Source organism: Arthrobacter sp. 2MCAF15 (assembly GCF_052115605.1).
In the GTDB taxonomy this organism is placed as follows: domain Bacteria; phylum Actinomycetota; class Actinomycetes; order Actinomycetales; family Micrococcaceae; genus Arthrobacter.
Map to the genome: position 1 here is coordinate 222906 of NZ_JBFRGZ010000001.1, position 12900 is coordinate 235805.

The window sequence follows — 12900 nt, forward strand, 5'->3', positions numbered from 1 at the left end:
ACCCCGTTCACGCGCCCATCATTCTCCGGCCACGCGCCACCCCGGAGCCTTCCAGGAAACAGGGTCGGCCGCCGCCGACCATCCTCCGCCAGGCAGACCCTTCCAGTATCTACGGCCCCTGCGACGGCCGTTGAATTCCGCCGCCGCCGCTGCCGTGGAAGCAGGCCGCTGACATGGAATGGCTATTTCTCGCAGCAGGCCTCCTGCTCATCCTTGGCACAGGGTTCTTTGTCGCCGTGGAATTTTCTCTCGTCGCCTTGGACCAGGCCACCGTGCAGCGCGCCGTCGATAGCGGCGACACCGCCGCCGAGCCCCTGCTCAAATGTCTCAAGTCGCTCTCCACCCAGCTCTCCAGCTGCCAGCTGGGCATCACCATGACCACCCTGCTGACCGGTTACGTCATGGAACCGTCTGTCGGCAAACTGCTCGAAGGCCCCCTCACCGCTCTCGGCGTCCCGCCCGCGGCGGCCGCCTCCCTCTCCCTGGTCCTCGCAATGGCGCTGGCCACCCTGCTCTCCATGCTGATCGGCGAGCTGGTGCCCAAGAACATGGCCATCGCGCTGTCCTTCCCGGTCGGCAAGGCCGTTGCCCGGCCACAGCTGGTGTTCACCGCCATCTTCAAACCCGCCATCGTGGTGCTGAACGGTTTCTCGAACAAGGTCCTCAACGTCTTTGGTCTGGAGGCCAAGGAGGAAATCTCCGGCGCCCGCACCCCGGCCGAACTGGCCTCGCTCGTCCGTCGCTCCGCGGCCATGGGCACCCTTGACGCCGGGACGGCCAACTTCATTTCCCGGACCCTGAAGTTCTCCGGGCGGACCGCCGCGGACGTCATGACCCCCCGCATCCGCGTGGAGACCATCGACGCCGACCAGCCGGTCTCGGATATCGTCGAGGCCGCCAAACGCACCGGATACTCCCGCTTCCCCGTGATCGGCGAGTCCTCCGATGACATCCGCGGCGTGGTGCATATCAAGAAGGCCATCGCCGTGCCCTCGGACCGCCGCGCCAAGCTGCAGGCAGGGGCCATCATGACCGATGTGCTCCGCGTCCCCGAAACCATCCACCTGGACGCCCTCCTGGCCGAACTGCGCGAGGGCAACCTTCAATTGGCAGTCGTCCTCGACGAGTACGGCGGAACCGCCGGCGTCACCACCCTGGAAGACCTCGTGGAGGAAATCGTCGGGGAAGTGGCCGACGAACACGACAAGGTCCGCCCCGGCCTGCTTCAGAGCGCCTCGGGGGACTGGTACTTCCCCGGCCTGCTCCGGCCCGACGAACTCTCCGAACAGATCCCGGGCCTGACCGTGCCCGATGAGGCTGCCTACGAAACGGTGGGAGGCTACCTCATGAGCCAGCTCGGCCGCATCGCGGCAGTCGGCGACACAGTCGACGTCGACGGCGGGACACTCAGCGTGACCCGAATGGACGGCCGCCGGATCGACCGGATCTGTTTCCGGCCGGCCCGGGAACCCGGCGACGGCGAGCCCGGCAACGAGCCCGGCACCCAGTCCGGCAGCCAGTCCGGCAGCCAGGCAGGTGCCGCATGAGCGACTGGGCCGGAATTTTGTGGCTTGCCCTCCTGCTGGTGGCCAATGCCTTCTTCGTGGCGGCTGAATTCGCTGTCATGTCCGCGCGCCGCAGCCAGATCGAACCGCTGGCCGAAGCCGGCTCCAAGCGGGCCCAGACCACGCTCCGGGCCATGGAAAATGTCTCGCTCATGCTCGCGTGCGCCCAGCTCGGCATCACGGTCTGCTCGCTGCTGATCCTGCTGGTGGCAGAGCCCGCGATCCACCACCTCCTGGCTGTACCGCTGGAAGCGTTGGGCGTTCCTGCGGAGGCCTCCGACATTGTGGCGTTCGCCGTCGCCCTGCTGGTGGTGACGTTCCTGCACGTCACGTTCGGCGAAATGGTGCCCAAGAACATCTCCGTGTCGGTCGCCGACAAGGCGGCGCTGCTGCTGGCACCGCCCCTGATGTTCATCGCGCGCGTGGTCAAGCCCTTCATTGCTGCCCTGAACTGGTCCGCGAACCATATCCTGCGGCTCATGCGGATTGAGCCCAAGGATGAGGTGACGTCCTCCTTCACGCTTGAAGAAGTGCAGTCGATCGTGCAGGAATCCACCCGCCACGGACTTGTGGACGACGACGCCGGACTCATTACCGGAGCGCTGGAGTTCTCCGAACACACGGCCTCGCGGGTGATGGTCCCGCTGGGAAAGCTCGTCATGCTCAAGGCGGCCACCACGCCGGCGGAATTCGAAAAGTCAGTGAGCCGGACCGGGTTCTCGCGCTTCCCGATGCTCGATGACGACGGCATGCTGGCCGGCTACCTCCACATCAAGGACGTGCTGTCCATTCCGGATGCCGGGTACCACGAGCCGATTGCGGAAAGCCGCATCCGGTCGCTGGCGAACCTGGCCATGGACGACGAAATCGAGAAGGCCATGTCCGTCATGCAGCGCACGGGCTCGCATCTGGCCCGCGTGATCGGCCCGGACGGACTGACCCAGGGGGTGCTGTTCCTCGAGGATGTGATCGAGCAGCTTGTCGGAGAAATCCGTGACGCGACGCAGGCCAGGGGCTACCGCAGGCTGGGCCAAGACCAGTAAGGGACAGCCCAGTAGCGGACAGCCCGGTAGCGGACAGGTGCGCTGCGGCCCGCCGTGTATCCCTAAATAGGAATGATTCCTATTTAGGGATACACTCGGGCTGTTGCTATTGCTCCTGATTCTCAATAACAGATCCGAGGTTTCCCGTGCGTCGTCCCGCTGCCCGAGCCATGCTGGCTGGTTTTGCCGGCTTAGGCCTCCTGCTCACCGCGTGCAGTCCGACGGCGGGCGGCTCGCGGGGGACCGCGGGCGACGGCGTGATCGACGTCGTGGCCTCCACCAGCGTCTACGGCGACATCGTCTCGAGCATCGGCGGCGACAAGGTCCGGGTCACCTCGGTCATCAACCGCACCAGCCAGGACCCGCACTCCTACGAGGCAACCACGCAGGACAAGCTGGCGGTCTCCAAGGCGGAGCTCGTGGTGGAGAACGGCGGGGGATACGACGCCTTCATCGACACCCTTGCCACCGACACGGGGCTGGACCACGGCAACATCATCAACGCCGTGGACGTCTCCGGCCTTGCCACCGGAAGTCCGGCACCGGCAACAACTGACGCCGCCGGCCACGCGCACGAGCACGCCGGGCTGAACGAGCACGTCTGGTACAGCCTGCCGGCCATGTCCCGCCTCGCGGACGCCGTCGCCGACAAGCTGGGTTCGCTGGAACCTGGCTCGGCACAGACGTTCCGGACCAACGCTGCGGCCTTCAAGGACTCTCTCGGCGGACTGGAAACCAAGCTCGCCGCCATCAAGGCCTCGGCGGGCCATTCGCCCGTTGCGGTCACCGAACCCGTCCCGCTGTACCTGCTCGAGGACGCCGGACTGGAGAACCAGACCCCGGAGGAGTATACGGCCGCGATCGAGGAAGACGCCGATGTGCCGCCCGCCGTGCTCAAGGCCGCCGCCGACCTCGTGGCATCCCGGGGCGTGAAGCTGCTGGCCTACAATACCCAGACGGAGGGACCCCAGACGGTGACGCTGAAAAAGGCCGCCGAGACCGCCGGCGTCCCGGTAGTGAATTTCAGCGAGACCCTTCCGGACGGCCAGTCCTACCTGCAGTGGATGACCGGGAATGTCGAGAGCATCGGCAAGGCCCTAGGATGATCGGAACAGCGGGAGCAGCAGTCTCCGCGGAAAATCGAGGAAACCCCCTTTGACACCGGTAGTGAGCCTCCGTGGTGCCTCCCTGGCGTTCGGCCAACGGACGCTCTGGGAGGGCCTGGACCTGGACATCAACCCGGGTGAATTCTTTGCCGTGCTCGGTCCCAACGGCAGCGGCAAGACCACCTTCCTGAAGGTCCTGCTGGGGCTGCAGGAACTGAGCACGGGAACGGCAGTTCTCGGCGGCCGTCCCGTTGAGCGGGGTAGCCGCAGGATCGGCTACGTGCCGCAGCAGAAATCATTCGACCCCGACACGCCCCTGCGCGCCCGCGACCTCGTGGCCCTCGGCGTCGACGGCCACCGCTGGGGCATCCGCCTGGGCGGCGCAAAAGTGAACCGGAAGGTCGATGAGCTCCTGGACCTCGTGGGCGCAACCGACTACGCCAAGGTGCCGGTGGGGCAGCTCTCCGGCGGTGAACAGCAGCGCCTGCGCGTGGCCCAGGCCCTCGCTACGGATCCCAACGTGCTGCTGTGCGACGAGCCGTTGCTCTCCCTCGACCTTCAGCACCAGCAGGCCGTCAGCGCCCTGATCAACAAGCAATGCCGGGAGTCGGACAGCGCCGTGGTGTTCGTGACCCACGAGATCAACCCGATCATGGACTACGTGGACCGGGTCCTGTACCTGGCCGGCGGCCGGTTCCGGGTGGGCACGCCCGAGGAGGTCATGACCACCGAGGTGCTCTCGGATTTGTACGGCAGCCACGTTGAAGTCATCCAGGCCAACGGCCGGCTGATTGTCGTGGGGCTGCCGGATGCCACGACGCACCACCACCAGGACGCACACTCCGTCGCGGGCGAGGTGGGCTAGGTGGATCTGGGCAACCTGCTGCATTCAATCTTCAACTTCGAAAACTACGGCGAGCTGCTGGTCCTGGTGCAGAACTCGATCTGGGCCGGCGCCGTCCTGGGGCTGCTGGGCGGACTCATGGGCACCTTCGTGATGAAGCGCGACCTGGCGTTTGCGGTCCACGGCATCTCCGAGCTCTCCTTCGCCGGGGCAGCTTTCGCGCTGCTGATCGGCGCGAACATCATCCTCGGCTCACTGGCGGGATCGGTCCTGGCGGCCGTGGTGCTGGGGGTGATGGGTGTCCGCGCACGGGACAAGAACTCGATCATCGGCGTCATCATGCCCTTCGGGCTGGGCCTGGGCATCCTCTTCCTGTCCCTGTACGAGGGCCGGGCAGCCAACAAGTTCGGCCTGCTCACCGGGCAGATCGTGTCGGTGGGAACGGTCCAGCTGCAGGTCCTCGCGTTCGCCGCCGTCGTGGTGATGCTGGCGCTGGTCGCCATTTGGCGGCCGCTGACCTTTGCCAGCGTCGACCCCGACGTCGCCACCGCCCGCGGCGTGCCCGTGCGCGCCCTGGCCCTGGGTTTCATGGTGCTGCTGGGGATCAGTGTGGCGCTGTCCATTCAGATCGTCGGCGCGCTGCTGGTGCTGGCCCTGCTGATCACGCCGGCCGCTGCGGCCATGCGGGTCACGTCCTCGCCCCGGCTGGTGGTCACGCTGAGCATCCTCTTCGCCATGGCGGCGACCGTGGGAGGCATCCTGCTGGCCCTCGGCGGCCGGCTGCCGATCAGCCCCTATGTGACCACGCTGTCGTTCCTGATCTATGTGGCTTGCCGCGTGATCGGCGGCGCCCGGGCCAAGCGGGGGCTCAACGGCAGGGTGTTGCGGGCCGCCTAAGGCCTCCGTGCCGCGCCCGCTGACGCCCTGGCGGAATTTCCCCATGTTTGGCGGCGGCCTCCGGCGAGTCCCGGCGACCTGCCGGTCAATACCGGTCCATGGGGTCAAAGATGGGGAATTTCCGCAGCCCTGGGGCTACTGGCCGGCTTTCAGGGCCGTGCATTCGGGGCACAGCCCGAAGATTTCCACGGTGTGCTCCACAGCCGTGAAGCCGTGCTCCTTGGCGATCCGCGCCGCCCAGGCTTCAACAGCCGGGGCTTCGACTTCCACGGCCTTGCCGCAGTTGCGGCACAGGAGGTGATGGTGGTGCCCCGTGACGGCGCAGCGCCGGTAGACAGCTTCGCCGTCGGCGTTGCGCAGGACATCCACCAGCCCGTCCTCGGCGAGGGACTGCAGGATCCGGTACGAGGTGGCCAGGGACACCGCGGTGCCGCGCTCCTGGAGGATGCGGTGCAGTTCCTGGGTGCTGACGAAGTCCGCCAGATCGTCCAGGGCGGCACTGACGGCGAGGCGCTGCTTGGTGACACGCTGTTCCTTGCCCTGCGCAGGTGCCGGGGCCTCTGCAGGTGCCGAGGCCGGAACCCGGCTGCTGCCGGCGGTAGCGCCTTGGGACATTGTGGAACTCGCTTCGTCAAAGTGTTCGCGGCTTCTCGCTGCGGGGTGGTGGCAATGTCCAAGATTACCAGCGTGCAGGATCGCCGGCAGAGCTCCGTGGACACCGTGACGGTGGGTGCCTAGGCTGGCCGGATGAAGCTGACCAAATTCACGCATGCCTGTGTCCGTCTCGAGCAGGATGGCCGGGTGCTCGTATTTGACCCGGGGACATTTTCGGAGACGGACCAGGCCCTGGCTGGGGCACATGCGGTGCTCATCACCCACGAGCACGCCGACCACGTGGACGTTGACGCCGTCGCCGCCGCGTTGCAGTCCAATACAGCGCTGGAACTGTTCGCTCCGGAGGGGGTGGCCGCGGCGCTCCGCGGGAAGGCGCCCGACGCCGGGAGCCGGATCCACGCGGCGGCTGCTGGTGAGGAATTTGAGACCTCCGGCTTTGCGGTCAGGACGTTCGGCGGCCAGCACGCGCTCATCCACCCGCAGATCCCCGTCGTGGCCAACGTCGGCTACCTCGTCGATGCCAATGTCTACCACCCGGGGGACTCCTTCGCGATTCCCGACGGCGTGGACGTGAAGACGCTGCTGGTGCCCATCCACGCCCCGTGGAACAAGGTGGGTGAAGTGGTGGACTTTGTGATCGGCGTCCGCGCGCCGCAGGCCTTCCCGATCCATGATGCGCTCCTGAACGACATGGGCCGCGGCCTCATTGAAGGGCACGTGACCCGGATCGGCGCCAAATACGGCACCGAGTACCGGCACCTCTCCAGCGGCGACTCAGCGGAGGTCTAGCCGACGCCGGCCGCAGCCTGCGCTGTTGCGCCTACGCGGGCGCGCTCTACTTCTACGCGGGCGCGCTGGCGGCCGAGGCCGGCCATGTGCCCGTGTTGAAGAACTCGCGCAGCACAGCTTCGTGGGGCTCGGGGTCCAGGCCGTGGGCCTCGAGCCACTCCGTGTTGTAGTAGTTCCCGGCGTAGCGGTCCCCGGCGTCGCACATCAGCGTGACAATGCTGCCCCGCCGGCCATCGGCAATCATCGCTGCGATCAGCTGCCACACGCCCCAGAGGTTGGTGCCGGTGGACGGGCCGGCGTGCAGCCCGGCGTGTTGTTTCAGGTGTCGCATGGCCGCCACGGACGCGGCGTCGGGAACCTGGATCATGTGGTCGATCACGGCGGGCACAAAGCTCGGCTCCATCCGCGGCCGGCCGATGCCCTCGATGCGTGACGGCCCTGCCGTTGCGCTCCCGCCAGCGGCTGCCCCGCCACTGGCTGCCGCGCGGGTGGCGGGCATCCCGCCGTCGGGCCGGCTGTCCCGCCAGCCCGGATAAAACGCGGAGTTTTCCGGATCGACGACGGCGAGCCTGGTCTCGTGGCAGTGGTACCGCAGGTACCGGCCGATCGTGGCGCTGGTCCCGCCGGTGCCGGCCCCGACCACCACCCAGCGGGGGATCGGATGCTCCTCAAGGGCCAGCTGGCCAAAGATCGACTCGGCGATGTTGTTGTTCCCGCGCCAGTCCGTGGCGCGTTCGGCGTACGTGAACTGGTCCATGTAGTGCCCGCCGGTGCTCCTGGCCAGATCCGCGGCGGCGTCATAGACCTCAGAGGCGTGGTCCACCAGATGGCACGAGCCGCCGAACTGCTCGATCAGGGCGATCTTCTCCCGGCTGGTGGTCCGCGTCATCACCGCGATGAAGGGCAGTCCGAGCAGCTGAGCAAAATACGCCTCGGAGACGGCGGTGCTGCCGCTGGACGCCTCAACGATCGTGGTGCCCTCCCGGATCCAGCCGTTGACGAGGCCGAAGAGGAACAGCGAACGCGCCAGCCGGTGCTTGAGGCTGCCTGTGCGGTGGGTGGACTCGTCCTTCAGGTACAGCTGGACGCCCCAGTGTTCGGGGAGCGGCACCGAATACAGGTGCGTGTCGGCAGAGCGGTTGTTTTCGGCGTTGATCCGGCGGACGGCTTCGTCGGCCCAGGCCCGGTCCTGCTGATGCGCGATGTTCACCGCTACAGCCTACCGGGGCGGCGGGACGCCGCAGATAGAGTGGGCGGATGGACACCATTCTTACTGCTGCTGCCCTCAAGGACCGACTGGACGGGCTGGACGGACTGGACGGGGCCAGCGGAACCGGCCAGCGAACCGTGCTCCTCGATGTCCGGTGGGCGCTGGGGGATCCCCACGGCCACGACCACTACCTTCGCGAGCACATCCCTGGAGCCGTCTTCGTCAATCTGGCCACCGAACTCGCCGGACCAGCGGATCCGGGACGCGGAAGGCATCCTCTGCCGCCGCTGGAGCAGTTCCAGGAATCCGCCCGCCGCTGGGGCATCAACGACGGCGACACGGTCATAGCGTACGACGACAGCGGCAATATGGCCGCCGCCCGGCTGTGGTGGATGCTGCGCAATGCGGGTTTCCGCGAGGTTTACCTGCTCGACGGCGGGTTGGCCGCCTGGCGGGACGCGGGATTCGAAGTGGCGGCGGGATCTGAACAGCCGGCGCCCGGGAACGTCACCTTGTCCGAGGCCCACATGCCAGCGATCGACGCCGAGCAAGCCGCTGCCTGGGGCCGGCAAGGACTGTTGTTCGACGCCCGGGCGGCCGAGCGGTACCGAGGGGAAATCGAACCAGTGGATCCGCGCGCGGGCCACATTCCGGGGGCTGTGAGTGCCCCGACCACCGCGAACCTGGAGACCGACGGACGCTTTCTTGGCGCGGCAGAGCTGCGGGCGCGCTTCGAGCGGCTCGGCTACCAGGAAGGCGTCCCCGCTGCCGTTTACTGCGGGTCCGGGGTGACCGCCGCCCATGAAATCGCCGCCCTCGAGATCGCAGGCTTTTCGGCTGCCCTGTATCCGGGATCGTTCTCGGAGTGGTGCCACAGTGCCTCCAACGATGTGGTCACCGGGCCGGAACCGTACGGCGAGGACAAGGTTTCAAAGTAGTCGCCTGAACCGGCTCCTGCCGGACATCGATGTTGAGCGCGCGAAGCTCGGGCCCGCGGCGTCAGCGGTTTCCGCCGATCCCGAGCTGGAGCCCGAGCCCCTGCCCAGGCCGGAGGTGGAGCCCGAGCCCCAGGAGGTCGGCGCCCGCTGACACTCGCAGCCTGCCGCCAAGTTGCAGGGAAGCCGCCCGCTGATCGATTCGATCGGCGGGCGGCTTTTTCGTGCGTGCAACTTCATGCCTGCGATTCGGGATGGCTTGTGGCTCAGTCCCTCGTTCAGGCCGCTAGTGAGCCTGTGGGCCGCACATGCTTGAGCTTCTTCGCGTGGTGGCGGAGTTGGCGTCGTTGGCGGGATCCGGGTTGTTCCGGGGCTGGTGAGCGTAGCTGTGTTCCGGGCAGGGAGGGTGCGGTGGAGTGGTAGGTGTGGCCAGTGGGAGTGGTGAGCTCGAGGGTGTGGCGTGGTCCTTGGATGGCCCGGGCGGTCCAGCCGCGGGTTTCTTTGGTGTGGTTGCAGGCTTCGCAGAGTCCGGCGCCGTTGGCCGCGGTGGTAGGTCCGCCGTTGTGGTGGGAAACGATGTGGTCCAGGTGCCGGATAGGGGCGTCGCAGTATGGAGTACGGCAGGTGTCGTCCCGGGCCTGGATGAAGCGTCGGAGCCATGGCGGGAAGATCCGGGCGCGAGAGTCCATGCCGATCAGCTCTCCGGTGCCGGGATGGGTGTAGAGCCTGCGGAGCCAGACCTTGAACGCGGCTTCATCACCGAAATCTCCGGACGTGTCTGCGCCGCTAGGGGAACCGCCGGCGGGGCCGTCAGGTTCCAACGAGCCGGCGGGGCCGTCGGGTTCCAACGAGTCAGTGGGCCCGGTGGTGACGAGGGCGCGGGCCCATTGGGCGGGAACGGTGCCGTAGCCGGGAAGGCGGGCCGGTTCGCTGTCGGCCTGGAAGAGGGTGCGGTCGGTCATGACGAGCTGGATATCAACCCCGGAAATCCCGCCGGGGTTGCCGGCGGCGCGTTCGACGAGGGCATCGGCCATCAGTTGGCCGCGGCTCCTCGGATCCCCGGCGGCGCGTTGGGTGTCGGCGTGCCGGGCCAGGGCGGTGTACACGGCGACGGCCTGGGCGACGGGCAGCAGAGCGGTCAGATAGGCCATGGTGTCCGGGGCCGGGCGGAGGCTGACGTGCCGTTCGGTGGCGGCGTGCGCGGCCCGGTCCGTCACGGAGCGAGGGGCGCACCGATAGGCGGCGGCCCGGGCTGCGGCGGTGATGGCCCGATCGCCCATCCCGGCAAGGGTGCCGGTGTCCGGGGCGAGTTGGGCGTCGACGGCGGTACGGTCGGCGGCAGTCAGGCAGGCGGTTTCGCGCACGAGGAGGGTGGCGCGCCATTCGTTCAGGACCCCGGTTTCCAGTGCGGTGAGGGTGTGGGGCATCTCGGTGACCAAGGCTTGGGCCAGACCCAGGAGGCGGCCGCCTTTGGCGGGGGATTCGCGCCGGGCCAAAGCGATCTGCGCGCCGACACCCGCCCCGAGTTTATCGGCGGGCATCCCGGCGGCGGCCTGGGCGCGGCGCTGGAGCAGGTCGAAGGTCACCGCGATCCGGGCCTGCGCGGCGGCCGCGGCCGACTTCACGTCCTCGAGTTCCCGGAGCTGGTCGATCATTCCGGCACTGTCCGTGGCCGGGCGGAGGGCGGACACCATCCGCACCAGGTCACCGGCGGACGCCATCAGCGGTGGGTCCGGAACCGCGTCCGGCCCGGCAGCAGGAGCGTGCCCGGCGCGGCCGAAGCCGGTGCCGCCGCGTTCCGCCGGAACCCCTTCGGGCCCCTGATTGCCGTCCATGAACCAAGTCTCCCAAAGGGGTCCGACATTAAAGCGAGGGTGTCAGATTGTCGGCGTTGGAGAGACTCAGCCGGTGGAGTGATTGGGGAATCATTGTGACCGAACCGTGTGGGGTGCTTCCGGAGGAGCTCGCGCGCAAGGCTGCGCCGGCCGGGGTCCATAGTTGCGTTGAAAGCCTGGGGAGTAGCTGCCGGAGGGTGTGGCGGTAGTCGAACCCCGGGGGTACTCCCGCTGCGGCCCGGCCCTCAGTGTGGCGGACCGCCGCAGGGCAACAGAGCGCCGACGGCCGGCGTCGTATGTTCAGCGTGCCGGAGTGACGCCCGCGGCCCACGGACCGGAGTGACGCCCGCGGTCCGCGGACCGGTGAACAGTGCCCACACCGCGGCGGGCCCCATCAAAGTGGAATACGGACCGGGACCGGGGGTAGCGTCAACGTATGACACCTGGACGTCCCGTACCCCCGCCCCTCGCCAAGCCGCTGCCGGATTCCGACACCCCCTCCGGCACCACCGAGCACACCACCGCGGGCAGCGTCGCGCAAACCGCCGGCCCCACCCTGGCCGCCGCGTACGGTGCCACCGCACCGGATAGCGGACTTGTTCCCTTGACCGTGTTCCGCCGGGCGCCGAAGGCGGACGACGTCGAGATCGCCGTCGAATTCTGCGGGTTGTGCCACTCGGACGTGCACGCCACCCGGGGCGAATGGGGCGGCGACACCTATCCGTTGATCCCGGGCCACGAGGTCGTCGGCCGGGTCACCCGGCTCGGCTCCGCCGTCGACGACTTCACGGTGGGTGAGCGCGTGGGCGTGGGCTGCATGGTGGATTCCTGCCGTGAATGCGAAAGCTGCCAGGACGGCCTCGAGCAGTACTGCGAAAACGGCCTGGTGGGAACCTACGGCGCCAAGGATCCCCGCAACGACGGCGCCATCACCCAGGGCGGCTACGCCACCTCCATCGTGGTGGACCGGAACTATGTCCTGCGGGTCCCGGAGACCCTGGATCCTGCCGCCGCCGCACCCCTGCTGTGTGCAGGCGTCACCACGTATTCGCCCCTGAACCACTTCGAGGTCGAGGAAGGCGACGTGGTCGGCGTCGTCGGACTGGGCGGCCTCGGCCACATGGCCGTCAAGATCGCCAAGGCCATGGGCGCCGAGGTCAAGGTCTTCACGACGTCGGAGAACAAGTTCGCCGCGGCGCGCGAGCTGGGCGCCGACGACGTCATCCTCTCCACTGATCCGGCCGCGATGGACGCCGCGAACCGCAGCATCGACGTCATCATCGACACCGTCGCCGCGCCGCACGACCTCAACCCCTACTTCCGCACGCTGCGCCGCGACGGCGCGCTGTTCCAGCTGGGCATGCCCCCGACGGCGATGCCGCCCGTCAATCCCGGGGCTCTGATCCGGCGCCGGATCGCATATGCGGGGTCGCTGATTGGCAGCATCGCCGAGACCCAGGAGATGCTGGATTTCTGCGCCGAACACGGCGTGGTGTCCGACGTCGAGGTGATCGGGGCGGACCAGCTCAACGAAGCTTACGACCGCATGGTGGCCGGAGACGTGAAGTACCGTTTTGTCCTGGACGCCAGCACACTGGGGTCCCCGGCAGAAAAGGCAGACGCGTGAGCACTCTCTTCACCAAAATCATCAAGGGCGAGATCCCGGGCCGCTTTGTGTGGCGCGAGGACGACGTCGTGGCATTCCTGACCATGGGTCCGCTGGCCGACGGCCACACCCTCGTGGTGCCCACTGAGGAAGTGGACCGCTGGACGGACGCCTCGCCGGAGGTCCTTGGCCGGGTCATGGAAGTTGCCCGCAAGATCGGTGCCGTCCAGGTGGACGTGTTCGACGCCTCCCGGGCAGGTCTGATCGTGGCCGGCTACGAAATTAACCATCTGCACGTCCACGTGTGGCCCTCCACCTCGATGGCGGACTTTGATTTCGGCTCGGCGGACCAGCACCCGGATCCGGCCAGGCTGGACGCCAACGCGGAGAAGCTCCGCGAAGGCCTCCGCGCGGCCGGCCACGCCGAGCACGTCCCGGCCGCCTAGAAACGACGC

At 67.9% G+C, this 12900-nt stretch carries 12 protein-coding genes; 9 read left to right on the top strand and 3 right to left on the bottom strand.

Features of this window, described 5'->3' with window-relative positions:
• The first annotated feature begins 173 nt into the window (after positions 1-173).
• The 5 genes from AB4089_RS00980 to AB4089_RS01000 all read left to right on the top strand — a co-directional run bounded on the left by AB4089_RS00980 (position 174) and on the right by AB4089_RS01000 (position 5455).
• Positions 174-1547, top strand: a complete 1374-nt coding sequence (locus tag AB4089_RS00980) for a hemolysin family protein (RefSeq protein WP_441407473.1) — start codon at positions 174-176, stop codon at positions 1545-1547.
• Positions 1544-2608, top strand: a complete 1065-nt coding sequence (locus AB4089_RS00985; protein ID WP_441407474.1) for a hemolysin family protein — start codon at positions 1544-1546, stop codon at positions 2606-2608. The genes AB4089_RS00980 and AB4089_RS00985 overlap by 4 nt, the downstream gene beginning before the upstream one ends.
• A gap of 146 nt (positions 2609-2754) precedes the next feature.
• Entirely contained in the window at positions 2755-3714 is a 960-nt protein-coding gene (locus AB4089_RS00990) for a metal ABC transporter solute-binding protein, Zn/Mn family (RefSeq protein ID WP_441407475.1), read from the top strand.
• 49 nt (positions 3715-3763) lie between these two features.
• Positions 3764-4579, top strand: a complete 816-nt coding sequence (locus tag AB4089_RS00995; RefSeq protein WP_441407476.1) for a metal ABC transporter ATP-binding protein — start codon at positions 3764-3766, stop codon at positions 4577-4579.
• A complete protein-coding gene (locus tag AB4089_RS01000; RefSeq protein ID WP_441407477.1) occupies positions 4580-5455 on the top strand; it encodes a metal ABC transporter permease in 876 nt (291 codons plus the stop codon).
• Between the two features lie 135 nt (positions 5456-5590).
• On the opposite strand, the gene AB4089_RS01005 is transcribed toward AB4089_RS01000, so the two are convergent.
• Positions 5591-6070 (bottom strand): Fur family transcriptional regulator, encoded by a 480-nt coding sequence (locus AB4089_RS01005; RefSeq protein ID WP_441407478.1) that lies wholly within the window; start codon positions 6068-6070, stop codon positions 5591-5593.
• Between the two features lie 132 nt (positions 6071-6202).
• Here AB4089_RS01005 and AB4089_RS01010 point away from each other — a divergent pair, with 132 nt between their 5' ends.
• Entirely contained in the window at positions 6203-6859 is a 657-nt protein-coding gene (locus tag AB4089_RS01010; protein WP_441407479.1) for an MBL fold metallo-hydrolase, read from the top strand.
• Between the two features lie 52 nt (positions 6860-6911).
• Here AB4089_RS01010 and AB4089_RS01015 read toward each other — a convergent pair whose 3' ends face one another.
• Complete coding sequence (locus tag AB4089_RS01015) at positions 6912-8069, bottom strand: PLP-dependent cysteine synthase family protein (RefSeq protein ID WP_441407480.1); 1158 nt, start codon at positions 8067-8069, stop codon at positions 6912-6914.
• A 47-nt stretch (positions 8070-8116) separates the two neighbouring features.
• Here AB4089_RS01015 and AB4089_RS01020 point away from each other — a divergent pair, with 47 nt between their 5' ends.
• Entirely contained in the window at positions 8117-9007 is an 891-nt protein-coding gene (locus tag AB4089_RS01020; protein WP_441407481.1) for a sulfurtransferase, read from the top strand.
• A gap of 275 nt (positions 9008-9282) precedes the next feature.
• On the opposite strand, the gene AB4089_RS01025 is transcribed toward AB4089_RS01020, so the two are convergent.
• The gene (locus AB4089_RS01025; protein ID WP_441407671.1) at positions 9283-10698 is read right to left on the bottom strand and encodes an HNH endonuclease; all 1416 of its coding nucleotides are present in this window, start codon (positions 10696-10698) and stop codon (positions 9283-9285) included.
• 577 nt (positions 10699-11275) lie between these two features.
• Between AB4089_RS01025 and AB4089_RS01030 the strand changes: the two genes are divergently transcribed.
• Positions 11276-12466 carry an NAD(P)-dependent alcohol dehydrogenase gene (locus AB4089_RS01030; protein WP_441407482.1) on the top strand — a complete coding sequence of 397 codons (1191 nt, stop codon included), beginning with the start codon at positions 11276-11278 and terminating at the stop codon, positions 12464-12466.
• Positions 12463-12891: an HIT family protein gene (locus AB4089_RS01035; protein ID WP_441407483.1), complete on the top strand. Its 429-nt coding sequence runs from the start codon at positions 12463-12465 to the stop codon at positions 12889-12891. The genes AB4089_RS01030 and AB4089_RS01035 overlap by 4 nt, the downstream gene beginning before the upstream one ends.
• The last annotated feature ends 9 nt before the right edge of the window (positions 12892-12900 follow it).

Bases quoted from the DNA above. Each gene is read 5' to 3' on its own strand.
- AB4089_RS00980 (WP_441407473.1), top strand. From the start codon at position 174: ATGGAATGGCTATTTCTCGCAGCAGGCCTCCTGCTCATCCTTGGCACA.
- AB4089_RS00985 (WP_441407474.1), top strand. From the start codon at position 1,544: ATGAGCGACTGGGCCGGAATTTTGTGGCTTGCCCTCCTGCTGGTGGCC.
- AB4089_RS01005 (WP_441407478.1), bottom strand. From the start codon at position 6,070: ATGTCCCAAGGCGCTACCGCCGGCAGCAGCCGGGTTCCGGCCTCGGCA.
- AB4089_RS01010 (WP_441407479.1), top strand. From the start codon at position 6,203: ATGAAGCTGACCAAATTCACGCATGCCTGTGTCCGTCTCGAGCAGGAT.
- AB4089_RS01020 (WP_441407481.1), top strand. From the start codon at position 8,117: ATGGACACCATTCTTACTGCTGCTGCCCTCAAGGACCGACTGGACGGG.
- AB4089_RS01025 (WP_441407671.1), bottom strand. From the start codon at position 10,698: ATGGTGTCCGCCCTCCGCCCGGCCACGGACAGTGCCGGAATGATCGAC.
- AB4089_RS01030 (WP_441407482.1), top strand. From the start codon at position 11,276: ATGACACCTGGACGTCCCGTACCCCCGCCCCTCGCCAAGCCGCTGCCG.